The organism is Providencia sp. AGC89, from assembly GCF_053543535.1.
This window is the reverse complement of sequence record NZ_JBIXLP010000067.1, coordinates 101039-125732: the sequence shown is the minus strand read 5'-3', so window position 1 is coordinate 125732 and position 24694 is coordinate 101039. Positions and strand designations below refer to the sequence as shown.

Below are 24694 nucleotides of genomic sequence, written 5' to 3'. Positions count from 1 at the left end.
GTTCCCAGGCATACCAAAGCCAGCGTTGTTGTTTCTTATTAGCCACAAAAGACCACTGTTCATCGACTTCACAAAGGAGTTCAATGTGCAAATTATCAAGCGGTAAAGACGTTACCTGCTTCGGCGAGAGTTTTTTAAAGTACGAACAACCGCATTAATGCTGATATGAAGGGCCCTAGCAGTATCACGAATACCGGCATTATTCATCGTGAGGTCGATAATTTTATCTTTAGTTCCGGGTTGGCAAGCACGATATTTATAATCGAGTTGGAAGCTTCGGCAGCAATCTTGGCAACGATAACGTTGATGACCAGTGCTACCTAATCCATGTTTTTTCACTGGGAGCGTTTGTTGACAAAATGGGCACCTTACATCGACTTTAGCCATGAATATTCTCCGATAAATTACCCTATATTACAGGTTAATCACCGGATTGAATACATGACCATTTTTCCCCTAATGTTATGCTACTTAATACACTTGCATTACCGTATAGCGTCTTGTCAATATCATTATCTGATGCAGATTCCGACCCCCAAGAACTATTACCTTGTCCAGAATAAGTCACACTTGTTAATTCCAGTATAGGCGGAACAGATGATTTTGGGTTATAACCTGTTTTGGCTTTCCACTCAAATGTAACTGTAGGTGCCGGTCTCCCTTTTAGTTCGGGTGGAGATGCTGGTGGGTTTGAATCATAAATATGAATTGTCAGTTTTTTTATTGCGCGTCCGGGTAACCAAATAATATCGTCAGGTTGTCGAAAGTATTCACTACCGCCATAAGTAGTTGGTGCAGCTTGCTGCCTTGGAAAATAGTTAGCGTTGTAAACACCTCGATTTTTGATATAGAGTATTTGGCTATTATAAGACTCAAAAGTACGTTTCCGATCAGTTTTTGTGGGTTTTCCCAAACCTGCATCCGAGATTGACATACCACTGTACTCTCTTGCGCTCATCGGTATGGGCGAAACCTCTTTTTTTGTAGAATAATTCCCAAGTAACGGCGTTCTACCATCAGGTTTCCGTATCGTATCCATTGCAAAAAAATTAGCAATTTTTATAGGAATACCCCGTTCTTCTTCAGTCCAATATTCTGCGGTAACCGATACATTTACTCGATTACTAAATTTAGATGTTAAACCAAAATCACGTAATGTAGAAATAAATATAGGTAATGGCGTCGATGTATTAGCACAAACCGACATTATTGGATTAGAAGCAGTGTTATTAATATAATTAACACCTTTTGTTGTTTTAGCAACCGCTATTATGGGCAGCAGCAACACGGTACAAAAAATTACTTTTTTCATTATTAACCTCTCACTTACATTTGGGACATCTTAGATAACTGATCTGATAACGAAAATAGTGCAATAAACACCCAGATGACACAACCGCCTAATATTAATGTTGAAAATGATTTTAATAATCCTGCAAGCTTATCCATTTTGTCATTAATATTAATTTTTGACTTTTCAGATACTGATGTTAATACATCATGAAATGATGGTAATGCGGAATACAAACTAATATTCAAAAGCTCATGTACATTTAATAACCCTGTATTCAGCGCTTCTCCGTAGTTTTGACCTTTGGCCATATTAACTTTCATAATATTAATATGACTTTTTAACCATCTATTGGCGTTTAAACTCAATATTGTCAATGCATCATTAATAGGGATTTTATTTTTTAACATCCCTGACAAACTATTTAATATAATAGAAGCATTTAATTGTTTGAAAGTAGAAAATGGTACTACTCTGTCCATAAACCTATCCCTAAATAACCCAGTTACATTTGCCATAATAACCCTAGTTATTATCGTTAATAGGATGACTGCTACTAAAATATAAACCCATAACCCATTATATAAAGCCAAGCCAAATTCATATAATGAACTGGTCACAACAGGCCAACGCGTAACCGGTAGTACTCGTTCAAAGGCAGGGAAAACTTTGACCGCATAACCTGCAATCACAATTAAAGATAAAGCCAACATAATCAAAGGAAATGTTATTGATTTGATGACTTTTGACATTAATTGGTCTTTATATTTAATAACCTCAACGATACTGGTAAAGCCATTGGCAAGTGCCCCACTTTTCTCTGAAGAATAGATTAAACTTAATTCACTCTTTGGTACCATCCCATCAAAAACGGATGCAATAGATTCTTTATTCGCCATTTTGTCTAATAAATAATTCAATTTATTGACAAACCCTTTGCCTATAACCGTTTCCCCTTCTTTTTTTAGTTTTATGATTGAATCATAAATCGGAAGGTTAGAGTTAATCATATCAGCACAAAATTGATATAAATATAATCGCTGAGATTTAGTGAATTTTTTCAAAAATTACCTCCATATCTTCTGCTGGAATAGCGCCAAATTCATGAGTAAACCAGTGGTAACAAACTTTATTTTCAATTACTAATAACAGCGTTTTTTCTTTAATTTGAAACCCCTCACCAATTCCTTTTCCAATTAGCCTTTTTTTACGCCAGTGCATATACGCTTCAAGCCAATTATTTTTCGCTATTGCAGATAATTCATCAATTGATGGCCGCATATATTCGATAACGAGTTTACGTCCTTTGATACCCGTATATTTGCAATGCTGGCAGCCATCTTGGTTAAGCACTGATATTTCAATTTCCCGGGAACCGAAAATGGCAAGCTCTGATTTTTTACAGTGCGAACATAGTACTGGCATTAACTTTTGACACTGTAGGCCCGCAATAAAACCAGGTGTACATAGTTTGTCTCCTGTAATACCGAGTGCCGATAGCCGCTGTAATAATGTTACAATGCTCCCTGCGTGAACGGTTGTGAAACAATAATGGCCACTTTCAACTGCACCAGATAATGCATTAGCTGAAATTTTATCTCGTATTTCACCTATCATAAGTACATCTGGATCACGACGTAATGCGGATTTAATCGCGGAATGAAACCCTCCACCATCGACATCTAATACTGAACTTTGTTTGGTACCATAGATATAATATTCAACGGGGTCTTCCACCGTTAAAAAACAACCTTTGTTGTTAAACCGATTTATTTGTAGCCATTCAATAACTGTCTTTAATGTTGTTGATTTCCCCGACCCCGTTGTTCCTGCAATAAAATAAGCACCATATGGATTACTTAGTATTGATTTAATATCTTCAATTTCTACCTCAGATAACCCTGTACTCTCCAATTGAGGGTTAGGGTTAGTATCTATAGAAGCAGGTATAATTCTCAATACACAATGATAACAATCACTTGTCTCTCCAAATATTGGGAAATGTGCATAACGAAACCGGTATTTTTTACCTTTCAAATCATACAAAATATTGGCACTTTGCGGTTGTTGGCGATTCCATGTTGTCTCTTTAGTCGTCGCTTCAACGTTATACAATACAAACACCAATTCATCACAACTAGCAGATGTTAACTGAGAATATAAAATTAAAGAGCCATTAACCCTAAACTCTACTTTTGAAATAACATCCCCACGAGTAATATGTAAATCACTCGCCCCAGTATCAACGGCAACCTGCAATAAACTTTCTAGTTCTTTTTGGACATCACTGGTTTCATATAATAGGTTACTGCTCTTATCTCGAGTTGCTTTTTCAATAATTTGGTAATATTGAGATTCAGTACTCAACATAAACCCACAAATATTTTTCTTATAAACTGAACGCGTATAATATAAATCCATATATATACTCTCTAGTTTATCAATCTTAATTTTATTGATAACTAAATACTTGGATTTATTATAATCAACAATGATTAAATTTTTTTCAAGCAACTCAAAGTGGCATTTTTCTAATGCCTTCACCCCACCTTCAATACAATTTATGTTAATAAAATCAATTGATTGGAACATTATTAATCTACAACTTTATATTGATTGTTTTTTAGAATAACTCGATATCGCATTCCATTCATACTAAATGGTTTATTCTCACTAACAAAAGAAATGCGGCTATTCTCACTATTCACCACCCCTATTTTTTTTATACCCGCAACATAAGAAATCATAATAACTTTTGGCTTATCCATTGGTTTAACGGGAGTATCCATCAGTTCATTAATTCGTTGCTCCTCGACATCATTATCCATTTCCTTGGTTGCTACAGTTTCTTGACTAGGAGACTCATTTAAAATTTCATTGACCTCTTTTAGTTCTTTTTTTAACTTAGCTAGCGTAATTTGATTTTCAATATGTAATTTTTCTGATTCAAATTGAAGATTTCGTTGCATTAAGTCAACAATATTTTTTTGTTCAATTGATACTTCTTTATTTTCAATGTTTGGTAATTCTATACTTTCTGCTTGCGGATCTGCATAAGCGAACTGTAGGCTTATACCTAATGTTAAAATAGAAAACATTATCTTTTGCATGCAAAAACTCCTGTAACTTTAATATTGTTAACATCTAATTTCTCTATTGATTTAAAAACATAATAATCAATATAAGGTTGACCGTTTAATAAGTAACTAATTTCCAATGGGTTATTTTTAAAAGTCATTTCAAATTTTGCAAATAACAAATTATGGCTATCTGGATACCCTGAATATTTACTTTCTATATTTGACACAGAGGAAGATGGTAATTCATTTAATTTTATCTTTTTTTTCTCGTTATCTTTTGATGAATTGTATGCATAAACATAGTTTATATAGTCATTGCAAGTAGGTACATGCAATTTTGCCTCAGGAGAAGTTATTTTATTTTCCAATCTATTATCAGTATATTTCAATTGTAAATTAGAAAAATCCAAGCTATCTGGGCTAATAATCCCTTCGTAGCGTTCATTGAAAAAAAATTTATCTTGAACATTAAAAATAGCACCAGGCTTTAATTTGTATGAAAATTGACAGTTATCTTCATTACAAGTAAACATATCCTCATTGAAGCCACTTGCTGTAAATGCATAACTACTGAGTAAAATTTTTTTTAATATAATGATAAGATCATCAGCTTGATACCCATGAAACTGAGATAAATAAAAATTTGTAATTTTCTTTTTATCATTGAGAACTAACTGCTGCTGTTGTTTTTCTAATGCCTCTTTTTCTGTTTTTTTATAATGTAAATAATACATTACACCAGAAATGGTGATAATTAATACTATTACAATACTAATGATTAGCATATACTTACTTTTCAATAAGCCATGCTCACGCCAGCCAGAAAGAATATCTTTCATACTAATAACCCTAATATAAGGATAGAATATAAATAATGATTGTGAATATGCTTATCCCACAAGCAATTGCCGCTGAAACTTTAATGATTGTATTACGATACTTTTTTTCCTGATTCAAATACTCTTCATAAATTGCATCAAATATATCATCATTAATAACCGTCACATCTAAAGAGCCATATATTGATGTATCTTTTTGACTCAAAATATAGGAGAGCATTCCCTCCGTTATGATTGTATCTATTGGAGAGATTACACAATCATCTTTAATGCATATTAAATAATAATGTGTAATATCACCCTCAACTATAGGAGCATAAAACATGCCATCGCCATAAAGTTCTTTAATATATAAAGCTAATATTTCGTGTAATTTCACTTGCTTAGGAAATAACACTTCCTTCATACCATTACGAGTTTTATACCTAATTTTCCTACATTTTTTTTTGGTTGACTCAAGCCAAAATCGATGCCGATGCTCTTCTGTTTGGCTCGAATCAATCCATATACCACCAATAGTCAGCTTATTCTTTAGTAACTCTGCTAATGTCATGGCTTACTCATTAATTGAAAAGTAATTGTCTATCCCTACAATCATAATAATAGTTGAATTCGCATCTTCACTTTTTAAGATAGCTGATAAAATACCTGCCTTTTGTCCATCAGATTCTGTATTTTCATCATATTTACCAACGATCAGTAAATCACCCGGTTTAATTACAGAAGTATTAAACATTTCCGTTGTTGTATAATTAGGCAGTTGAACATTATCAAATTTTTCTATGCCAATCAGATTTTTACGTGTAAATCCACTAGCAACTTCAATTTTCCCATCAGATAAGGCTCTCGGAGTAATAATAAAACTGCTCCCTGTCACAATTTGATCGGTTGTTAACTGATTCTCAGTAATATCCATATTGGCATTTTTAGTTGAAGTCATGCCAGATACATAATGTTGAGTCTTAGTTAAATTTAGCGGGATTGGCATATTATTACGAGTAATAAAAGACCCACTTTGCAAAATTTTACTTCCAGTTAAATTATAAACAGCGTCAAGTTGTGCGGCTAAGCGAAATTTGGCATTTTCACCACCATGAAAATTTGAATTAGCATTAAGACTTCCAGTTAACTTAGTCAGCAAACTTTGATTAAACCCGACTTGCGTACCACCACTGTTGTAAGAAAAACCCAACTCTGCTTCTAAGTTTTTAGATTTTGACTTGTCGAGTATATAAATTTTATAGCTAACAACAAATTGACGGCTATTTGCTTGTTTGTATTGCTCTAGAACCTTATTGACATGATTGTATTCTGATTGCCTTCCAACAAACGTCAAAATAGATGAGTCTTGAAATATATTATATACCCCTGAAGAGATATATTTATCCATCATATCTTTCACATCTGCCCAGAACGAGGATTTAAATGAGGTTGTTGATTTACCTTTTAATCCGCTAGATGAGGCTGCCTCATTACTTGATATATCTAAACTAGCTTCATAGTTATTATCTGTCCCATAATAATCAAGGTTGATCGCAAAGTTTGAATATAAGTTAACCTCTAGTAAATTATTCTTCTTCAGTTGAATACTTACATCATACAAATTTGATAAATAACCAATAAATTCGTCTAGATTACCTTTAAAATTAATAGTATATACTGTGTTTTTTAATATATCCTCACCAGCCGTAGCTTTCTCAGCCAACTCTTGAGGAGTACTCGCATCAACTTTATAGGTAATTTCCATTTGTTCACCTAACATTTCTAATACGGTATAAATGTTAACTGGTGCATAAGTTGTCAAATTAATTTCTTTATCGAGTACTTTTTTCTGCTGACGATCGTAACTGACTTCTTTTCCTAAATATGATGTACCTAGAGATAAAAATGTCTCTTGTTTGCTACTATCAATATCTTGAAGGTCAGTTACTCTATCAAATAATTCTTTGTCATTATATTTTTCTTCAAAAAAACTACTACATCCTTGAAGCAGTAATGGCAATAGAATATAAACCAATTTACACATTTTCATTGTATTTTCTACTTATCAATTATCAATCACGAGAACATTGTTTTCTTCATAAAACTTCAAATAAAACCCTGCTTTTTGGTAAGACAGTTGTTTACCTAATTTTTCTAAAACTTGTATCCTATCTGTACCATCAATTGTGATCTCATTAAAAATGACAATATCTTTTGGGCTATTCCAAATAAAATCAATGCCATTGAATTTTGTCCACTCTTCAATACTTTGGCTTAAAAGCTCATTTTTCTTTAGTATTAAATGACTCATAACCTCCCGTTGCTCTTCACCCTCTTTTTTATCACCAGTCATTTGTTCTATATTGATATTTTTCTGTTCAGTTTTTGATGAATCAGAAACCGATTTAATTTCTTTCATCGGTTTTAAATTAACCCACCCTTGTTGACCTATTGTTGAGTTAGCAATAGAAGAGAAAGCTAAACTACATAAAATAAACACGCTCATTTTATATTTCATTATATGAATACCTTATTACTAATCATATGAAGTAGAATAATCCCCTTTAATTGAACTGCACCATTCAACTGCCATAATTGATAATGATTTAGGGTTAACATAAGTACTGGAATCCCCGTTCTCTGGATTATTTACACCTAATGATGCACTTATAATCCAAGTCGGTTGAAATGGTGTCGTTGCTGTACCTACAACATAACCGTGTCTAGCCTGTAATACGACGCCTGCCGATAGCCCTACGTGTTTTATTTTGTTTATTCTTGTACTCGACTCGTGAGAGAGGTCAACATCTAAAATATTTTTTTCATCATCAAATACAACTGGCGCCATTGATGAAACTGCGACTGTCAACCTTGGCCATAACCTTACGTCATTAACTACCGGACATAACTTTCTTGGTATAGTAATGACCCCATCCTCTTTGAGATCATCTCCAACATAATTCTCACCAACAATCATGCTCTTATTATTGCCTGTAAAACTGTGATAACTTACTTCAGGGACGGTACGATATTCTTTGACTAATTTAGAGCCTTCATAATGACTATCTTCAATAACTACATTAGCGACTAATGTTCCTGCTACTTGATTGCCTTTATTATCTTCTTTGGTGAGTATAAAATTACTGTCATCTAAATATTGAGCATCCGTTATACTGAAGTCTTCGGGTAATTCTTTCAATTCTAAACAAACAGATTTTGCTTTATTTTGAGTATCCCAACATAAAGCAGGCATTTTTTCATTTTTATCTAGAGCGCCACTTGTTAGTACAAGTTTATTTTCATCTTTTGCCATCAAGCAAGGACCATATTGACTATTTTTCGTATTCCAACACAATTTGTCAGTATTAACGGAACCATCTGATTTTAAATATTTCCCTGCTTTACTATTGAAGCTAAAACGTATTCCATAATTATAATTATCATTACTCAAAGCATCAGCATTTAGCGCTAACTCCCCAAACTTGATATTCTTATTATTTCTCTTTAATAACTGCCAATTAGTGTTTTCATTATCTTCTTTTTCTTTAAAAACCATATCTGCTTGAATTAAATATAGGGACTTATCTTTAAATGATTGCATGAAATTATTATATAAATTATCAACATATAAATTTTCTTCTTCTTTCTGTGGGTGGTACATTGCGATAAAATCAGTTCTTTCAATTGTTTTTCTTTTGGTGTCACCAATAAGATCAATTCTTTCTATAGATAAAACAGGCTGTTGGCTAATTAAAGGGTCAATTGTACATTTCAAAAATTCTTTTTTTAGTGATAATTCAAGTAGGCTTCCTTGACAAGTTTCATCGGTAAAGTAATTACGTTCACTTCCAATGCCACTTCCCCAATTAAAGTGTAAATTATCATGAGTTAACTCATCTTCAATTTTATAGTTACTCACACGCTTACTGTATTCTGGCTTTTTATTTCCTATTTGAAATAAAGGATTTCGCTTGAGGTTCCCATCTATTGTTTCTAGTTCGTCACTATTAACAAAGTCTATAAAACGATACATTTCATCAACGATTGTATCTGAAATTTGTTGGCGACGGTTATCTTCAATTCTATTAATAATAAAGCGGCTCAATGGAACCATTATCACACCAATAATTCCAAGGACGATAATAACTTCAAGTAATGAATAACCTGCTATTTTACTTTTTTTCATCTTTATTTCTCAAAACCTCTCTAATTAAAGAGAGGTTTTATTAGCGAGTTATTAGTCTCTATTTATTAACGACTACCTAAAATAACTGCGTTAGTTGGCGAATCGACACAAACTGTTGCGATGTCATCTGGCTTAATGTTTTTATTACCATCGGCATGCAATGAGCGCAGGATAGGTGAATCATCTGTTATTTCTACAGCGAGATTTTTTGGTGTTGCAGTCAAGCTACTTGCTCCAGCTGCTGCTACACCGACTTCAACGTAATCCCATAAATTTCCTGATTGGGAAATAACCGCACGGCACTGCTCTTGATTAAGTCCATTTAATTCCACAACAAACCCACGCAGCCCCGTTGCTGGCTGCCCCGTTACTGTCATGGCTCCAGAGATCGCAATAAAGTTATTAGAAATATTATTACGCGCTTCGTCTGTCGAAACTTTGCCTAACTGAACTAAGCGTGCCACAATTGCTGTAGATTCTTTTGCGTCTTTAATTGACTCAAATGTATAGTTCGCAGAATCTGTTCCTGCCTCTGCTGGGTAACCTGGAGCGCGTTGATAAGCTTCTTTAGCTGCAATACGTATTGAGTTTGTATTGCTCACTAAGTCTGAGATTGCACGGCTATCGAATGCACGTTGTGCTAATACGACGACACCTGCTGCAATTGTTCCGACAATGCCTAATACAATGATAATTTCGAGTAATGTCATACCACGCTGATTTTTTACTTCGTGATATTTAGATACTTTTTTTAGGAGTTTCATTTTTAAATTTTGAGTCTGCTGATACACTTTGAACATAGTTATTCCTCAAATATTGATTTGATATATTTTTATAAATTCAATAACATTGATAAATTATATATTATTTAAATTAGTTACTCTCTTTATTAATAGTAACTCTATTTATTACCTTTCAAGATTTTATTTTGTTTATATTAAATGTTTATTGGCCGTATCCTTTTATCACTACCTCTCATTGCAATAATTATTAGTTCAAATTATTTTTCAGTCAACATGGTTTTATTATTATAAATTTAATTGTCGTAATCACCTTGTAATCTTTATTAACTTTTATTTAATATCTTATACATAAAGCATATTTAATATGTATGCACTATTTATCTATTCAGTATATAAAAACACAGAGATTAGGATTATTCCTAATCTATTTTAATTTAATAAGAAATATTCAGTTACATTATTTATGCGAATACTACCGATTAAATATATACAATTAAATAATATTAATATATTTTACTCTTTATTCGGCTAAATACTCCCATTCGGGATAATAAACGTGCTTTGTATATTGCTTATTTATTATCACTTGAGTAATTCTGTTTTTTAGTCGAAACACTACTTTTACTACCAATTACCGCTATTACTATCGTTAGTTGTATGGTAAATAGCCCTGATATGAGACTATAAACATGACATATCCAAAATTATCCTTTACTGGCACTTCATTTAGCTCTAATCATGAGTCTACTATTAATTCAAAACCTGCACCAATTGCTAAACAAGATTTGAAAAAGGCAAAATTAATACAAGTTCCTATGATATATATTGATGCATTTGAAAATATTAAAAATGAAGGGTATACCTCCCTCTCCTTCTCTTCATATCTAATCGAAGCGTTAAAAGAAAAAATCATTTGTGATGTCTCTCGATTAGATTCATAGAATTATATTTAACGTTTTAACCTAATAAAAAATCGCGTATTTATTTATGTTCAAATACGCGATTTTTTATTTTTAACTACACTAACAAATAAAATAACCTACTAACTATTCTTACTAATAATTAGTTATCGATAACCTTTTTTATGGTTTGCCGAAGACCAACTGTAAGTTTGGTCACTTGGTATTAATTTATCTTTTTTCTTTTGTGCTCGAAGTTTCTTTGCTTGCTTATCAACTTCAATAGATATTTCGGTAATGATTTGCTTTTTGACTTTATTTTGCTCAGAGTTGGTTAATTCACGGCCAAGTTTTTTTCTTTCTTGCGCCAACTTACTACGAACTTGCATCTTTTGAGTTTCGGTCATCTCTTGGATGGTTAACATCTTCATTGTCTCGCCCCTTACTCATATTGAAATACCCAACATCAATATAGCATCATTATACGCCAAAGTACTATTAAGCCTTTTTAATCTTAACATTAAGTGCCAAGTGATAAGATTAGGAGTATAGTTAGCCTTATTGCAACTTTAATGAATACCACAGTTATTATGGAATTAACTCCCTCTTCAAAAAATATTCGGCAATTACTGGCGACTGACAGCACGTTAATTGATGTCAGGGCTCCTATCGAATTTCAACAAGGTTCGATGCCAAGTGCGATTAATATCCCTTTAATGAATGATGATGAACGCAAAGCAGTTGGCACTTGCTATAAACAAGAAGGGTCTCATCAAGCACTCACATTTGGGCATCAGCTTGTGAGTGGTGAGATAAAAGAAGCACGCTTAGCTGCTTGGAAAGAAGCCTGTCTCAGCCATAAAAGTGGCTATATTTGCTGTGCTAGGGGTGGAATGCGGTCGCATATCGTTCAATCATGGTTAAAAGACATTGGTATTGAATACCCTCTCGTTGCAGGAGGCTACAAAGTATTACGGCAAGCCGCAATTGATGCAATCAATGAATTAACACTACGGCCTATAATTTTAATTGGTGGCTGTACTGGTAATGGCAAAACAACGCTTGTTCATAACTTAGCAAATGGGATTGATTTAGAAGGAATTGCTCATCATCGCGGGTCGTCTTTTGGTCGCACATTACAACCCCAATTTCCTCAAGCCACATTTGAAAATCATTTGGCAGTTATGCTACTGAAAAAAGCAGAACATCATAACCGCTGGGTTTTAGAGGATGAAGGTCGTGCAATTGGTTCTAATAGCCTACCCAGTGTACTCAAAAGTCAAATGGACTCTGCTACTATTGCGGTGGTTGAAGACCCCTTTGATGTACGGCTCGAACGCCTTAAACAGGAATACTTCGACCGTATGACACATGAATTTCTTAATGTATTTGGGGAGGAAAAAGGCTGGCAAGAATACAGCGAATATTTACACCACGGTCTCTTTGCTATTCGTAAGCGTTTAGGTTCACAGCGTGCAATTGAATTAACTCGCTTATTAGATCTTGCTCTTGCAGAACAAAAAGTGACAGGTGACACTCAAGCACACTATTCTTGGTTATGCCCTTTACTCAATGAATATTATGACCCTATGTATCTCTACCAATTAAGCAAAAAACAACAGCGGATTATTTTTCGTGGAACTTATGAAGAAGTTGAATATTGGCTAACGTCTCAGCACTGATTTTAGATCCATATCATACAAATCCCATGCTCAAAACGGTGAAACTGTATAGTTGTCATCTGCTATCTTTTAACAACAAGTTCAGTTACACCTTGGTAAATGAGCCTTGATGCTAGCGTACCTAGTACTATACCAACCGCTTTTCCTACTATTTTATGAATGCGTGAATACATTCTTCTGACTGACGTCATCGAGAAAGTTTGGCATAAAATGATTCGCCATATTAATGATGCGATGATAATGCCGAACCAAATGACGAGCTTGGTCCATAAAGGAGTAGAAGGTGAAATAGTTGTTGAGAAAATACTCATGAAAAACAAAACTGTTTGCGGATTAGATAAATCAGAAATCACCCCCCGCCTGAAATAAACACCGGAAGGAAAGCTTTCGACAATGTTTTCTGTAGATAAATTAAGCTGTGTCCTATTTTTAAAAACGGTTATGGCATAGTAAAACAGGTATAAACCACCAAGAATTTTGATCAATGAAAATAATGAACCAAATTCAGACATTAGGGTAACTAAACCAAATAGACCTAACCCGGAATAAATCGCATTACCCAATACAACACCATAACCACAAGTTAACCCCGCTTTTTTACCCGAACTTAATGTTGTTTGCACAACAATAAACAGGTTTGCGCCAGGGTTAAAAAAAGTTAAGACAAACAAAAATAGAGTGATAATAATGCTGTGCAAAGGGTCCATAATTTTGTATTCAAAAATTTAGGGATAACCATTATAGACATAAGATTATTAGCAACTCTATTTTAATTTGCATGTTTTCTGAGCTAAATCAGCAAATTTATTTCCTATTATAGACTTAATGACTTTTTACGGTGTAATAACCATTTGTCTAACTCATTTGCAAATTGCTGCCTATCACGTTGATTTAAACTTGCAGGCCCCCCTGTTTGAACGCCACTTGCCCGCATGGTATCCATAAAATCACGTATATTAAGGCGTTCACGGATCGTCGCCTCACTATAACGCTCCCCACGCGGATTCAAGGCAGAAGCTCCTTTTTCCATCACCTCTGCGGCTAACGGTATATCCGCCGTAACAACAAGGTCGCCTACTTGTGCACGTAAGACAATTTCATTATCCGCAACGTCAAAACCTGCAGAAACTTGCAACGTTTTTAAAAACGGTGATGGTGGAACTGTTAAGCGCTGATTGGCAACAAACGTTATTTGCACATTTTCCCTATCCGCCGCACGGTATAAAATTTCCTTAATTACTTTAGGACAGGCATCCGCATCAACCCAAATTACCATTATTGTATCCAGAATAGTCAAAAAATAGGGCTCATGATTATAACAGAGAATAGAAACAACGAGTGTGGATTTATAAGCGAGTCAACTAGAACAGATGAAAACAGGATACAATATTGACAATTTCATCACTATTTTATGTCAGGTTACCCCACCATACTCAGGGTTTTAAAAATAAACGTATTTATTTTCTGTATTGGTGTCTACGCCATCATAATTTTGTTGCGGCCAGTCACAGTGGCCTCTTCTTTTAAGTCTCAGATAGTATATCGACAACAGATAACACCAACCGATAACATTAACTAAAGTAGCTCATTGAACAGCCCGTTATACGTAAAAATAACAGGATAGAGCAACCAATAAAATAAGGTTATCGACTGGTTTACTGACTGTATTTTTAACTTAATGTATGAAAAACTTGTTTAAATTTATCGATATCTTGCTGGGTTGTTGACCAAGCCGTACAAAACCGTACGCACGTTGTTTCCGTTGTGGGGTTACCAATTTTGCTCAGTTGGTAATGCTTTAATAAATTATCAGCAAGGCTGTTTGGTAAAATAACGAAAACTTGGTTTGATTCAACGGGAGCTAAAAACTCAAACCCTTGTTCCTCAAAAAATAAGGCTAACTGAGATGCCATCTCATTAAGGTGATGACCAAGCTCAAAATATAGCTCATTATTAAACAGTGGCTCAAACTGTGCGGCCAATAACCAACCTTTAGCTTGTAACCCCCCTTTTTGCTTGATGCTATAACGAAAATCAGATTTTAATGCTGGGTTCAAAATAACCAGTATTTCCCCCGTTAAAGCCCCTATTTTTGTACCGCCAATGTAGAAAACATCTGTGACTGCAGCAATATCTTCAATGGTTAAATCACTTGCTTTAGACATTAACCCCGATGCAAGACGCGCGCCATCTAAAAAAAGGAGTAACCCATGCTTATCGCAAACCTCACGTAATGCAAGTAACTCATGTTTACGGTAAACGGTGCCTATTTCTGTCGAATTACTGATATACACTAATTTTGGCTGCACACTGTGTTCATCATTATGCTCAGCCAGCACATTCGCAACCAGTGTTGGCGTTAATTTCCCTGATGGTGAGCTCACCGTAATCACCTTATGCCCCGTTGCTTCGATCGCACCAGTTTCATGCGTAGCTACATGCCCACTATCAACAGCGATCACCGCTTGGTGCGGGCGTAAAGCATGGGAGATCACGGTTAAATTGGTAACAGTGCCGCCATTAAAAAAATGAATATCCGCATCAGGTTGTCCAATACGTGCTTTAACTTGCTCAGTGACCCGAGAACAAATTTCATCTGTGCCGTAACCTTTAAAACGTTTTCCTGCTAAGTCATTCAGGGTTTTCATCACTGCTGGATGGGCTATTTCATTGTAATCATTTAAGAAGCTATACATTCATTCACCTATTAATACTGGACAAAACCATTTTATAGCCACTATTTATAGGTGTATCTTATTAATTATTCAACAAAATTTTTATTGGGATGCGTTTCAAGTTGCTTACGTAGCTTTCAATTTTCTGAAGCTAAATATGCAGCTATTTATCACCTATTTCCCCCCTTTAGTTGGAATACAACCGACACTAGTTTTGGGTACGGCGAAAAGTTAAATTAAAGCGATAAGGGCCAAGTAGTGGGTGAGTCCCTGCTTTAATACGTCTTATACCATGGTAATTTAACCGTGATTGTCCCCCCCAAACCACCACATCGCCATGTTCTAAATGGATAGCTTGTTTAGCGGCATCCCTTGTTATCCCTCCAAAGTCAAATAGCGCAGGTAGCCCCAAAGAAAAAGAGACAATTGGATGAGAATAATCGGCTTCATCTTTATCTTGGTGCAAAGATAATTTTGCCCCGATAGCATAACGATTAACTAGGCAAGCATCAGGTTTAAACCCATCAAAACCGACGCTATTTGCAGCTGAAGTCGCTAACTGACGGAAAATAGCTGGCATTGATAACCAAGGTAAATTAGTGACAGGGTCACGCTGACTATAACGATAACCTTGTTCATCCGTTACCCATCCCCAATCCCCACAATTAGTCATCGCAACTGACATGTGATAACCACTTGGTGTTTTCATGTGCCTTAAAGGATTCGCCTTGAGTACAAGGTTCAAATCCTTCAATAACCCTTGGCTATGCCCTAATAAAAAGCCTTTTAATAAATAAGCATCAGGGGCAATCTGAATGGTGTTTTCTTCTTCGGAAAATAGCATATCGACCACTTCTCATTATTAGCTGCTAATAAAAATAATACTGCTGCCCGCTATACTACCCCAAAACTTTCGTTAACACCGGATAGTGTCGCTTTTGCTAACCATGTTACTGAAAGATGTTCTTTACATTACTCGAATAGCTTTGCTCACGTTTAAACGCAGACCTCATGTTATTTAGATGGAAAACATTGACTAAACATATAATCCAATATTAGACTAAAATTCCAATGCAAGACCACCGTTGTGATAGATAACAAGGTAAATATGAACCAATCAATTAAATATGCGAATGCCTCTACATTAATTCCCCCTAAAGGGCATTATTCTCATTGTGTTAGCGCTAATGGGTTTGTTTTTATATCGGGGCAATTACCTATTGATGCTTTGGGTAATGCCGCCACAAACATATCTTTTACCGAGCAAACCAAGCTTGTGCTCAATAATTTGCAAGCCTGCCTAGATACCGTCAATTGTACTAAAGCCAACTTGGTGCAAGTCCGTATTTATATTACCGATATGAATAACTGGAATAGTTTTAACCAAATTTATGCTGAGTGGATCGGTAATTACCGCCCCGCTCGTGCTGTTGCTGGGGTTTCAGAGCTCCACTTTGGCGCCGCATTAGAAATCGAAGCCACCGCTGTATACGCTTAAAATTTGATAATTTATTGAGGTAATATCATGACTGAGTTAACTTTGCCAAGCTATCAAGATATTGAAGATGCCGCCCAACGTATTTTAGGTTTTGCCCATAAAACGCCTGTATTAACATCAACCACTGCAAATAAACAATTTGGGGCTGAATTATTTTTTAAGTGTGAAAATTTCCAGCGTATGGGTGCATTTAAATTTAGAGGCGCATTCAATGCGTTAGCACAATTAAGTCCAGAACAAAAAAAAGCAGGTGTTATTGCTTTTTCATCAGGTAATCATGCTCAAGGTGTTGCTTTGGCCGCACAGTTACTCGATATCCCAGCAACAATTCTAATGCCAAATGATTCCCCTGCGGTCAAAGTAGCTGCCACCCAAGGCTACGGGGCTAAAGTTATACACTTTGATAGATATACCGAAAACCGCGAGCTACTTTGCCAACAACTCGCTAAGCAACATGGGTTTACCATTATCCCGCCCTATGACCATCCACATATTATTGCTGGCCAAGGTACTACTGCTAAAGAACTCATAGACGAAGTTGGGCCATTAGATGCCCTTTTTGTGTGCTTAGGTGGTGGTGGTTTGCTCTCAGGCTGTGCTATTGCCACAAAGCAACTACTCCCTGATTGCCAAATATATGGTGTCGAACCACTTGCGGGTAATGATGCACAACAGTCATTTTATCGCGGTGAAATTGTACATATTGATACCCCAAAAACCATTGCAGATGGTGCCCAAACCCAACATTTAGGCCATTATACTTTTGAAATTATTAAAAATATTGTCAATGATATTTTTACCGTTACTGACCCGCAATTAATCGACTGTATGAAGTTTTATGCTGAACGCATGAAAATTATCGTTGAACCAACGGGTTGCTTATCTTATGCAGCAGCTCTGGCTAACAAAGAACGACTGCAAGGTAAACGAGTGGGGATTATTGTCAGTGGAGGGAATGTGGATATTCATCACTTTGCTCAGTTAATATCCTAACCCCATAATTGCCTATCACCTGTTAGATACATTAAAAATAGTTTAAAATTAGGGTTTCGATACAAGATAAATAAGGGAGAATAATGTCAGACCTAAAAGAAAATTCATTACTTGCGCAAATAGATATTATAGCAAAAGGATTAAGCGAAACATTTGCCCCTTTTTGTGAAGTAGTGGTTCATGATCTTAAAAAACCTGAACATTCTATTCTCTCTATTCATAACAATTTATCTGGTCGCCAAATCGGTGAACCTACAACAGAGTTAGGCCTTGCAAGAATTGAGTCTCCTGATTTCCCAAATATCATAGCCAATTATACCAACCAGTTTACGGATGGACGCCCAGTAAAAAGTACCTCGATTGGTATAAAGGATGATTCTGGGCAATATGTCGCTGCGCTTTGTCTTAATTTAGATATGACGCTATTCAGGGGAATGCAAAGTATGTTGTCTCAATTTATCGAAGTGGGAAATAGCCCTATAAAAGAACATATTGAACCCAATGGCACAGAGGCAATTCGCATCCGTATTGACCAATATGCAGCTTCGTTAGCTACCACAGCGCGTACTTTAAAAGCTGAGGAACGGAAAAATTTAATTGAGATATTACGAAATGAAGGCTTACTGGATGTAAAAAAAGCAATGGAGACTGTTGCTCAACACCTTGGGATTTCAAGAGCCTCGGTGTATTTATACGCTAAGAAAGCAAGTTAGTTTTGCTTCCTTAGCCATTTACTTTTTTTAAAATACTTTTAATGCTTATTGGGTAAAAATCATTTACATCAACACCCACATTGATTGCACGTGAACCCAATATTTCTAAGCGTTTACGTTGCTCAGGGTCTTTACCTGAATTATGCACATGCCCATATAAATGAATAGCGTCACGGAAAAAACCTTGCCATTCTAAAATTGGGTAGTGAAATAACACAAATTTTTGCTTTTGGTATTCCAATTCATAGTAGCTTCGTACCCATTCAAATAAGGACGTGTCAAACTCTGGGTCATCCAAAAATTTATCATGGTTGCCCCGTATGAGATATTTCTTCCCAGCTAAACGACGTAATATTTTATTTGCATCACTGCCGTTCCCTTTATATAAAAAATCACCCAATATGTAGATCTCATCATAGTCCGTAACATAAGCATTCCAGTTATGAATTAAAGTATCATTCATGTGGTTAGTGCTTCGAAAAGGTCGATCACAAAGATTAATTATATTAGAGTGACAAAAGTGCGTATCTGAAATAAAGTAAATCATATAAAACCCGAAAAAAGATATTAATTGTCATTATGTTAAAAATGATAGTATACAAATAAATATGCGCTATCCCCTATATCATAACGTACTTGTAATTAATAACCTTACAGAATTGACCTAAAAATCCAATTCCTCCTACATAGAGGTTAGCGTTAATTGTTGATAGTTTTTATCTGTTTTTATCACTCGCATTGGACGCGAAATTGCGGCATAAATAATACAACATTCAAAATATCGGAAACAAAATGACCAATCCTTCCTCAATTTCTCTTTTCTATGATTCATTTGGTATAGCGAAAAACCCTGCTGTTGTGTTGATCCCAGGTTTGGGTGGCCATAATATCAGCTGGACTTCGGCGTTTTGCCAACAAATTGCAGATGCAGGCTTTTATGTTATACGTGTTGATAACCGTGATTCAGGATTGTCTTCCCACATCGAACATTTTCCACCAATCGTTTTAAGTGAATTGATTGGAAAAATGCAAACTGGGGAACAATTTGTTATTCCTTACACTTTATTAGATATGGCTGAGGATATAATTCGCCTACTCGACTTATTATCTATTGATAAAGCACACATAATTGGCCGCTCAATGGGGGGGATGATTGCACAGTTGGTTGCTGCGAATTACCCGCAACGTATACTATCCCTTTGCCCAATTATGTCTTCATCAGGGAACCCCGACCTGCCACAAAGCGAACCCGATGTAATGCAAATGCTGATGAGCCCAAGCCCCAACCCTAAAGAAAATTTAGAGGGGTACTTAAGCGGTCAATTAGCATTTTACCAACGCATTAGTTCCTCTATTTGCCCATTTGATGAAAATTATTATCGGGATTATGTGCTGCAAGCGCTTGCTCGAAATTATTCCCCAGAAGGAACTAAACGGCAAATGGTTGCTGTGGCTATGACGGGTGATCTTCGGCCTTATATCAAAAGTATAGATGTACCAACATTAGTTATTCATGGTTCCATTGACCCTTTGTTCCCATTAGCTGCAGGTCAGGATATTGCAGAGAATATAATGAATGCAAAATTAGAAATCATTGAGGGTATGGGGCATGAAACACCTCCGGCTCTAAACTCGCAAATTGCAACTCTGATTATTACTCATTTAAAGCAGAACCAAGTTTAGCTTGGTTAGTACCTATTTATGGCTCTATAACTGAGCCATAAATATAGGTGATTATAACCATCCTTGCTTTTTATGTTGCGTACAAATGGGGCAAATATTGATGTTTTCTTCCCAAGATGAAAATGGTAGATGGCAAGTATGGCACTGACCATCATAATAGTTAAAACTAATCGGTTCGCTATTTTTAGCCGTATGCGCGTGGACATGAATAGATTGCGGGAAACAAACTACTTGGCAGCTCATACACCCCGTACACCGCTTTTCATCTATTAAAAATTGGTTATTTTCGATGTTTATCGCATGTTCATCACAAACTTTTGCACAAGCACCACATAAAATACAGCTTGCTGTATCAAGCTCTACTCTAAACCAGCTATCCTCAGGGTAAAATTGTTTCCTTGCATTTAACCCCGTTTTTACTTGGCCTTTATCTAACGGTTTCTCGTCCAATTTTTGACGGAATAACATCATTCGACGCCCGGTATCCACCTGTGCCGGCTGTACAATACGTAATTGCCAAATCGGTTCTTGTAGCGTTTTTAACTTTAAATTCAATGAGGCAACTGTTGGCAGCCACTTGTCTACCAAAGGCTCTGCTATCTGTATGCCGCGAATGCCATATTGCCGGTGCCAAACAATTAACTCATCTGCATTGGCGACAGGTTCATCGTGGTTAACCACCAAAAAGTCACCTTGATAGGTTCGTTCATGAGGAGCAATATTCTCAATAGCGTCAACAGGGCAAGAAAATAAACAGTTACCACATTGAAAGCACAGTTCATTATCAATTGCAGCTGCCATATGGCTAAAAGACACCGCACCAACCGGACAACTCGTCGCACAATTGTCACAAATACTATTTTTTAATCGTTTTCTGACACAGTTATTATTAATTGTTGGCTCTGGTGGAAGTTCTAGATTAATAAAACGTCTCATCATTCTGCACTCCCATCGTAGCAATAAATACGAATGTAAAAATCAACATTCACCTACTCAACGCTCACATTTTACCATTAATCTAAGGTTTATTTTAGTACAACACATTGTGGATAAAGATGATTTAGGCTAACTAATATGTCAAAAAACATAAAGATTTAACTATTTCAATCACCTAGTAGGGCGGGAACTCATTTATAGTTAAAAACTTTATGTTTTTTTAGCAATAATAACTTATACAGTACTAGTTTATTGGTGCTGCTAACAGTGCATTTCTCATATAACTTTCAACGTGCATGACTGGGTCCCAGCCAGCTTGTATTAGCGCAATACTTTTACGACCAAAACTACTGATTTCATCTTGTATACGCATCCCTGCAAGTGTATTAGCTAAACACCCCATATATCATACAAGTCAAAATTATATGCTGGTTATATATCACTACCATAGCTATATAATTTGTATCTAATACATTTAGGCGCTAAACTTGATTAGTTAACAAAAACCAAGTCCACCCACTTTTAAGGCTAAGGTTTATCTATGAATAACTTCGAATTTTATAACCCAACACGCATCGTTTTTGGTAAAGATAAAATCGCTGAACTTGACAGGCTCATTCCACAAAATGCAAAAGTTCTCATCCTGTTTGGTGGCGAAAGCGCCCGAAGGACAGGTACATTGAATGAAGTTGAGCAAGCATTAGGCACGCGTCAATTTGATCTGTTTGGTGGAATTGAAGCTAACCCTCGTTATGAAACGTTAATTAAGGCCGTTGATAAAATAGAGAAAGAAGGCTTTGATTTTTTACTTGCCGTTGGTGGTGGGTCTGTCATTGACGGTGTTAAATTTGTGGCAGCAGCGGTTAACTACCCTGGTGATAAGTGGGAAGTTGTTACCAACAGAGGCTCTACAATCAAAACAGCTTTACCTTTTGGTACCGTTTTGACATTACCAGCAACAGGTTCAGAAATGAACAAAGGCTCCGTCATTACAAGGGAAGAATTACACTCAAAGTTAGCATTTATGAGCGATTATGTTTTTCCTCAGTTCTCGATTCTTGACCCTGTAAAAACATTTACCTTACCTCCTCGACAAGTCAGTAATGGTGTTGTTGATGCCTTTGTACATATTGTTGAGCAATATTTAACCTACCCTGTTAATGCTAAAGTACAAGACTCATTTGCTGAAGGTTTACTAAAAACGTTAATAGACATTGGTCCTAAAGCACTTGAAACACCTCATGACTATGATATTCGCGCTAATTTAATGTGGGTTGCAACATTAGCATTAAATGGGTTGATTGGGGTTGGCGTACCGCAAGATTGGTCTACCCACATGTTAGGCCATGAAATTACAGTGTTATATGGTTTAGACCATGCACAAACATTAGCTATCGTACTTCCTTCAATGCTGCTCGAAAAACTACCACAAAAACAGGAAAAATTAGCCCAGTACGCAGAAAATGTGTGGGGGGTTACCGCTGGTTCTCAATCAGAGAAAGCCATCAAAGCTATTGAGCTGACAAGAGCGTTTTTTGAAAAAATGCAAGTAGGCACACGCTTTAGTGATTACCAGCTTACCCAAGATGTCATTGAACCATTAGTCAACAGTCTAAAAGCACATGATATGGTCAAGCTGGGTGAACACCAAGATATTACTTTGGACGTTAGCCGCCGAGTGTATACCGCAGCCTTATAACGGCTATGTAAAGGTTGTACCTTCAACCTTTTTAATGAAGCCCGTTAATGTTTTCTTGACCACATTTGCATTGATAGGTGATTATTTCTAATAAACAAAATAATCACCTACTTAATTGTAATTTCAGGTATGTCCAAACCTGTATTACATGATTTTCTTTGCGCTAACCACCTAACCTTGTAGATTGGCTCAATCTAGGTTTATCGGTTATTTGGAGGGGAGATTTTTAATCAGTGAACCACTGTAATACCACCCCCCATCAAACTCGCTAAAGCCATTATTAATCATAATTAGGTTAATCATTTACCTTGATTGAACGCCCATTTGTTTGCATCCATACCTATAAAACTACATCGGCCATAATTAGCCTAAGTTACTCATATTTATCTATCTAGCATATAACGTTTAATTAGATATAAGGGCGCTTTAATTACCAGATTTTTAATTGTGAATGGTAGATTAGCATTAGCAAAATATTGTTTTCGATTCAGAGCATTATTCCCCATTTCTCACTGCTCTAAATTTATGTATTTTATAGCTTACAGACCTTTTTATACAAAATTTTAACAACAATTATGAGTTAGGTTGTGAGCCAATGCTTTCTAAATTTAATATATCAAACAGCGCATTACTTGCATCGTCACTACTCTTAACGATAGGACGTGGCGCAACATTGCCCTTCATGGCAATTTACCTAACTCGAGAATACCAAATGGCAATTGATATTGTCGGTATAGCCATGTCACTGGCAATGGTTATAGGTGTTTTATTCAGTATGGGCTTTGGTATGCTTGCTGACAGGGTTGATAAAAAACGCTGCATGTTATTTGCTGTGTTAGCTTTTATTTTGGGGTTTATCGCTATCCCCACAGTAAATAATGCTATTTTAGTTATCGCGTTCTTTTCTCTTATTAACTGCTCATATTCTGTGTTTTCTACGGTCTTAAAAGCCTATTTTGCGGATACACTCACAGTCTCTTTAAAGGCAAAGATATTTTCCTTAAATTATACCTTTATCAATATCGGTTGGACTATTGGCCCCCCCATTGGTACTTGGTTATTAATGTACAGTATTAACTTACCATTCTATTTAGCCGCTATATCAGCTGCTCTACCAATATTTTTTATACAACGTTTTGTACAAAGCATAAAACCAACGCCATTAGAAAACGGAAACATACGTAAATGGAACCCACTGAGTATGCTAAGTGATCAAGTCTTAGCATGGTTTATTTTATCCACATTTTTGGGTTCATTGGTTTTTGGTACTTTTACCACTTGGATTTCGCAATATGCAATTACTGTGGCAAGCAGTGATTTTGCTCAGGTTGTTATTGGAGTAATTTTACCTGTGAATGCAGTCGTGGTCGTTACATTACAATACACCGTAGGGAAGCGTATCACCCCGGATAACCTAAAAAAATTAATGACCTTAGGCAGCTTATTCTTTATTTTAGGCTTAGCAACTTTTATGAATGCACATGAAAATTTATACCTCTGGGCGGCAGGCGCTTTTATTTTTACATTAGGTGAATTAATTTATGCCCCAGGAGAATATATGTTAATTGACAGTATTGCACCGGAAGGCATGAAAGCGAGTTATTTTTCAGCCCAATCCCTTGGGCTATTGGGCGGTGCATTTAACCCTATGTTAACAGGTGTTGTTCTTACTGAGCTTCAGCCACATTTCATTTTTATTATTCTCATGTTTATTACCTTTCTGGCATGGTTATCCATGTTAAACGGGATGCGACTACGCAAAAAACAATTATTACGCACCGTATAGTGCGTTACC

Annotated in this window: 26 protein-coding genes and 1 pseudogene; 8 read left to right on the top strand and 19 right to left on the bottom strand. The window is 35.9% G+C overall.

Features of this window, described 5'->3' with window-relative positions; genetic code table 11:
• From ACIPUA_RS13710 to ACIPUA_RS13660, 11 genes and pseudogenes are all read right to left on the bottom strand, one after another.
• Positions 1-387 (bottom strand): annotated as a pseudogene (locus ACIPUA_RS13710) (IS1 family transposase); the annotation flags it as partial.
• A gap of 34 nt (positions 388-421) precedes the next feature.
• On the bottom strand, positions 422-1312 hold the full coding sequence (locus tag ACIPUA_RS13705) for a hypothetical protein (RefSeq protein WP_449059788.1): 891 nt from the start codon (positions 1310-1312) through the stop codon (positions 422-424).
• Positions 1313-1326: 14 nt separating this feature from the next.
• On the bottom strand, positions 1327-2355 hold the full coding sequence (locus tag ACIPUA_RS13700; RefSeq protein ID WP_042843760.1) for a type II secretion system F family protein: 1029 nt from the start codon (positions 2353-2355) through the stop codon (positions 1327-1329).
• The gene (locus tag ACIPUA_RS13695; protein ID WP_210814873.1) at positions 2339-3712 is read right to left on the bottom strand and encodes an ATPase, T2SS/T4P/T4SS family; all 1374 of its coding nucleotides are present in this window, start codon (positions 3710-3712) and stop codon (positions 2339-2341) included. The genes ACIPUA_RS13700 and ACIPUA_RS13695 overlap by 17 nt, the downstream gene beginning before the upstream one ends.
• 173 nt (positions 3713-3885) lie before the next feature.
• Positions 3886-4401 (bottom strand): hypothetical protein, encoded by a 516-nt coding sequence (locus tag ACIPUA_RS13690; RefSeq protein WP_071548098.1) that lies wholly within the window; start codon positions 4399-4401, stop codon positions 3886-3888.
• On the bottom strand, positions 4389-5210 hold the full coding sequence (locus ACIPUA_RS13685; RefSeq protein WP_449059787.1) for a hypothetical protein: 822 nt from the start codon (positions 5208-5210) through the stop codon (positions 4389-4391). The genes ACIPUA_RS13690 and ACIPUA_RS13685 overlap by 13 nt, the downstream gene beginning before the upstream one ends.
• Positions 5211-5220: 10 nt before the next feature.
• The gene (locus tag ACIPUA_RS13680) at positions 5221-5763 is read right to left on the bottom strand and encodes a hypothetical protein (RefSeq protein WP_071548096.1); all 543 of its coding nucleotides are present in this window, start codon (positions 5761-5763) and stop codon (positions 5221-5223) included.
• A 3-nt stretch (positions 5764-5766) separates the two neighbouring features.
• Positions 5767-7242, bottom strand: a complete 1476-nt coding sequence (locus ACIPUA_RS13675; protein ID WP_042843765.1) for a hypothetical protein — start codon at positions 7240-7242, stop codon at positions 5767-5769.
• Positions 7243-7257: 15 nt separating this feature from the next.
• A complete protein-coding gene (locus ACIPUA_RS13670; RefSeq protein ID WP_226693201.1) occupies positions 7258-7710 on the bottom strand; it encodes a TcpQ domain-containing protein in 453 nt (150 codons plus the stop codon).
• 18 nt (positions 7711-7728) lie between these two features.
• Positions 7729-9378, bottom strand: coding sequence for a prepilin-type N-terminal cleavage/methylation domain-containing protein (locus ACIPUA_RS13665; RefSeq protein WP_226693202.1), 1650 nt, complete (start codon positions 9376-9378; stop codon positions 7729-7731).
• Between the two features lie 65 nt (positions 9379-9443).
• Complete coding sequence (locus tag ACIPUA_RS13660; RefSeq protein WP_042843767.1) at positions 9444-10178, bottom strand: type IV pilus major pilin; 735 nt, start codon at positions 10176-10178, stop codon at positions 9444-9446.
• Positions 10179-10810: 632 nt separating this feature from the next.
• Here ACIPUA_RS13660 and ACIPUA_RS13655 point away from each other — a divergent pair.
• Positions 10811-11062 (top strand): hypothetical protein, encoded by a 252-nt coding sequence (locus tag ACIPUA_RS13655; protein ID WP_042843768.1) that lies wholly within the window; start codon positions 10811-10813, stop codon positions 11060-11062.
• A 125-nt stretch (positions 11063-11187) separates the two neighbouring features.
• Here the strand turns inward: ACIPUA_RS13655 and ACIPUA_RS13650 are convergent, their stop codons facing one another.
• Positions 11188-11451, bottom strand: coding sequence for a DUF3811 domain-containing protein (locus ACIPUA_RS13650; RefSeq protein WP_042843769.1), 264 nt, complete (start codon positions 11449-11451; stop codon positions 11188-11190).
• A gap of 159 nt (positions 11452-11610) precedes the next feature.
• Here ACIPUA_RS13650 and mnmH point away from each other — a divergent pair, with 159 nt between their 5' ends.
• Entirely contained in the window at positions 11611-12702 is a 1092-nt protein-coding gene (mnmH, locus tag ACIPUA_RS13645; protein WP_449059791.1) for a tRNA 2-selenouridine(34) synthase MnmH, read from the top strand.
• Positions 12703-12764: 62 nt separating this feature from the next.
• On the opposite strand, the gene ACIPUA_RS13640 is transcribed toward mnmH, so the two are convergent.
• The 4 genes from ACIPUA_RS13640 to alkB all read right to left on the bottom strand — a co-directional run bounded on the left by ACIPUA_RS13640 (position 12765) and on the right by alkB (position 16221).
• Positions 12765-13409, bottom strand: a complete 645-nt coding sequence (locus ACIPUA_RS13640; protein ID WP_129465918.1) for a LysE family transporter — start codon at positions 13407-13409, stop codon at positions 12765-12767.
• A gap of 107 nt (positions 13410-13516) precedes the next feature.
• Positions 13517-13978 (bottom strand): YaiI/YqxD family protein, encoded by a 462-nt coding sequence (locus ACIPUA_RS13635; protein ID WP_042843771.1) that lies wholly within the window; start codon positions 13976-13978, stop codon positions 13517-13519.
• Positions 13979-14372: 394 nt separating this feature from the next.
• Complete coding sequence (locus ACIPUA_RS13630) at positions 14373-15398, bottom strand: threonine aldolase family protein (RefSeq protein WP_042843772.1); 1026 nt, start codon at positions 15396-15398, stop codon at positions 14373-14375.
• 187 nt (positions 15399-15585) lie between these two features.
• Positions 15586-16221, bottom strand: coding sequence for a DNA oxidative demethylase AlkB (alkB, locus tag ACIPUA_RS13625; protein ID WP_071548093.1), 636 nt, complete (start codon positions 16219-16221; stop codon positions 15586-15588).
• A gap of 264 nt (positions 16222-16485) precedes the next feature.
• Here alkB and ACIPUA_RS13620 point away from each other — a divergent pair, with 264 nt between their 5' ends.
• The 3 genes from ACIPUA_RS13620 (at position 16486) to ACIPUA_RS13610 (ending at position 18581) form a co-directional block, all read left to right on the top strand.
• Positions 16486-16875: a RidA family protein gene (locus ACIPUA_RS13620; RefSeq protein ID WP_042843774.1), complete on the top strand. Its 390-nt coding sequence runs from the start codon at positions 16486-16488 to the stop codon at positions 16873-16875.
• 27 nt (positions 16876-16902) lie between these two features.
• A complete protein-coding gene (locus tag ACIPUA_RS13615) occupies positions 16903-17868 on the top strand; it encodes a threo-3-hydroxy-L-aspartate ammonia-lyase (protein ID WP_071548092.1) in 966 nt (321 codons plus the stop codon).
• A gap of 83 nt (positions 17869-17951) precedes the next feature.
• Positions 17952-18581: a helix-turn-helix transcriptional regulator gene (locus tag ACIPUA_RS13610; protein ID WP_042843776.1), complete on the top strand. Its 630-nt coding sequence runs from the start codon at positions 17952-17954 to the stop codon at positions 18579-18581.
• A gap of 10 nt (positions 18582-18591) precedes the next feature.
• On the opposite strand, the gene ACIPUA_RS13605 is transcribed toward ACIPUA_RS13610, so the two are convergent.
• Complete coding sequence (locus tag ACIPUA_RS13605) at positions 18592-19128, bottom strand: metallophosphoesterase (protein WP_071548091.1); 537 nt, start codon at positions 19126-19128, stop codon at positions 18592-18594.
• 245 nt (positions 19129-19373) lie between these two features.
• Here ACIPUA_RS13605 and ACIPUA_RS13600 point away from each other — a divergent pair, with 245 nt between their 5' ends.
• A complete protein-coding gene (locus ACIPUA_RS13600) occupies positions 19374-20264 on the top strand; it encodes an alpha/beta fold hydrolase (RefSeq protein ID WP_071548090.1) in 891 nt (296 codons plus the stop codon).
• A 51-nt stretch (positions 20265-20315) separates the two neighbouring features.
• Here ACIPUA_RS13600 and ACIPUA_RS13595 read toward each other — a convergent pair whose 3' ends face one another.
• A complete protein-coding gene (locus ACIPUA_RS13595; RefSeq protein WP_449059790.1) occupies positions 20316-21200 on the bottom strand; it encodes a 4Fe-4S binding protein in 885 nt (294 codons plus the stop codon).
• A 244-nt stretch (positions 21201-21444) separates the two neighbouring features.
• Positions 21445-21603 carry a hypothetical protein gene (locus tag ACIPUA_RS13590; protein ID WP_158516024.1) on the bottom strand — a complete coding sequence of 53 codons (159 nt, stop codon included), beginning with the start codon at positions 21601-21603 and terminating at the stop codon, positions 21445-21447.
• A 138-nt stretch (positions 21604-21741) separates the two neighbouring features.
• On the opposite strand from ACIPUA_RS13590, the gene ACIPUA_RS13585 reads away from it, so the two are divergent.
• Together ACIPUA_RS13585 and ACIPUA_RS13580 are read left to right on the top strand one after the other, a co-directional pair.
• Positions 21742-22899 carry an iron-containing alcohol dehydrogenase gene (locus tag ACIPUA_RS13585; protein WP_071548089.1) on the top strand — a complete coding sequence of 386 codons (1158 nt, stop codon included), beginning with the start codon at positions 21742-21744 and terminating at the stop codon, positions 22897-22899.
• Positions 22900-23494: 595 nt separating this feature from the next.
• The gene (locus ACIPUA_RS13580; protein WP_105881025.1) at positions 23495-24685 is read left to right on the top strand and encodes an MFS transporter; all 1191 of its coding nucleotides are present in this window, start codon (positions 23495-23497) and stop codon (positions 24683-24685) included.
• Positions 24686-24694: the final 9 nt, after the last annotated feature.

Excerpts from the sequence above, each read along its gene's own strand:
- ACIPUA_RS13615 (WP_071548092.1), top strand. The coding sequence starts at position 16,903 with ATGACTGAGTTAACTTTGCCAAGCTATCAAGATATTGAAGATGCCGCC.
- ACIPUA_RS13670 (WP_226693201.1), bottom strand. The coding sequence starts at position 7,710 with ATGAAATATAAAATGAGCGTGTTTATTTTATGTAGTTTAGCTTTCTCT.
- ACIPUA_RS13605 (WP_071548091.1), bottom strand. The coding sequence starts at position 19,128 with ATGATTTACTTTATTTCAGATACGCACTTTTGTCACTCTAATATAATT.
- mnmH (WP_449059791.1), top strand. The coding sequence starts at position 11,611 with ATGGAATTAACTCCCTCTTCAAAAAATATTCGGCAATTACTGGCGACT.
- ACIPUA_RS13630 (WP_042843772.1), bottom strand. The coding sequence starts at position 15,398 with ATGTATAGCTTCTTAAATGATTACAATGAAATAGCCCATCCAGCAGTG.
- ACIPUA_RS13580 (WP_105881025.1), top strand. The coding sequence starts at position 23,495 with ATGCTTTCTAAATTTAATATATCAAACAGCGCATTACTTGCATCGTCA.
- ACIPUA_RS13590 (WP_158516024.1), bottom strand. The coding sequence starts at position 21,603 with ATGGGGTGTTTAGCTAATACACTTGCAGGGATGCGTATACAAGATGAA.
- ACIPUA_RS13660 (WP_042843767.1), bottom strand. The coding sequence starts at position 10,178 with ATGTTCAAAGTGTATCAGCAGACTCAAAATTTAAAAATGAAACTCCTA.
- ACIPUA_RS13650 (WP_042843769.1), bottom strand. The coding sequence starts at position 11,451 with ATGAAGATGTTAACCATCCAAGAGATGACCGAAACTCAAAAGATGCAA.
- ACIPUA_RS13635 (WP_042843771.1), bottom strand. The coding sequence starts at position 13,978 with ATGGTAATTTGGGTTGATGCGGATGCCTGTCCTAAAGTAATTAAGGAA.
- ACIPUA_RS13675 (WP_042843765.1), bottom strand. The coding sequence starts at position 7,242 with ATGAAAATGTGTAAATTGGTTTATATTCTATTGCCATTACTGCTTCAA.
- ACIPUA_RS13655 (WP_042843768.1), top strand. The coding sequence starts at position 10,811 with ATGACATATCCAAAATTATCCTTTACTGGCACTTCATTTAGCTCTAAT.
- ACIPUA_RS13665 (WP_226693202.1), bottom strand. The coding sequence starts at position 9,378 with ATGAAAAAAAGTAAAATAGCAGGTTATTCATTACTTGAAGTTATTATC.
- ACIPUA_RS13685 (WP_449059787.1), bottom strand. The coding sequence starts at position 5,210 with ATGAAAGATATTCTTTCTGGCTGGCGTGAGCATGGCTTATTGAAAAGT.
- ACIPUA_RS13695 (WP_210814873.1), bottom strand. The coding sequence starts at position 3,712 with ATGGATTTATATTATACGCGTTCAGTTTATAAGAAAAATATTTGTGGG.
- ACIPUA_RS13610 (WP_042843776.1), top strand. The coding sequence starts at position 17,952 with ATGTCAGACCTAAAAGAAAATTCATTACTTGCGCAAATAGATATTATA.
- ACIPUA_RS13690 (WP_071548098.1), bottom strand. The coding sequence starts at position 4,401 with ATGCAAAAGATAATGTTTTCTATTTTAACATTAGGTATAAGCCTACAG.
- ACIPUA_RS13705 (WP_449059788.1), bottom strand. The coding sequence starts at position 1,312 with ATGAAAAAAGTAATTTTTTGTACCGTGTTGCTGCTGCCCATAATAGCG.
- ACIPUA_RS13585 (WP_071548089.1), top strand. The coding sequence starts at position 21,742 with ATGAATAACTTCGAATTTTATAACCCAACACGCATCGTTTTTGGTAAA.
- alkB (WP_071548093.1), bottom strand. The coding sequence starts at position 16,221 with ATGCTATTTTCCGAAGAAGAAAACACCATTCAGATTGCCCCTGATGCT.
- ACIPUA_RS13680 (WP_071548096.1), bottom strand. The coding sequence starts at position 5,763 with ATGACATTAGCAGAGTTACTAAAGAATAAGCTGACTATTGGTGGTATA.
- ACIPUA_RS13600 (WP_071548090.1), top strand. The coding sequence starts at position 19,374 with ATGACCAATCCTTCCTCAATTTCTCTTTTCTATGATTCATTTGGTATA.
- ACIPUA_RS13640 (WP_129465918.1), bottom strand. The coding sequence starts at position 13,409 with ATGGACCCTTTGCACAGCATTATTATCACTCTATTTTTGTTTGTCTTA.
- ACIPUA_RS13620 (WP_042843774.1), top strand. The coding sequence starts at position 16,486 with ATGAACCAATCAATTAAATATGCGAATGCCTCTACATTAATTCCCCCT.
- ACIPUA_RS13595 (WP_449059790.1), bottom strand. The coding sequence starts at position 21,200 with ATGAGACGTTTTATTAATCTAGAACTTCCACCAGAGCCAACAATTAAT.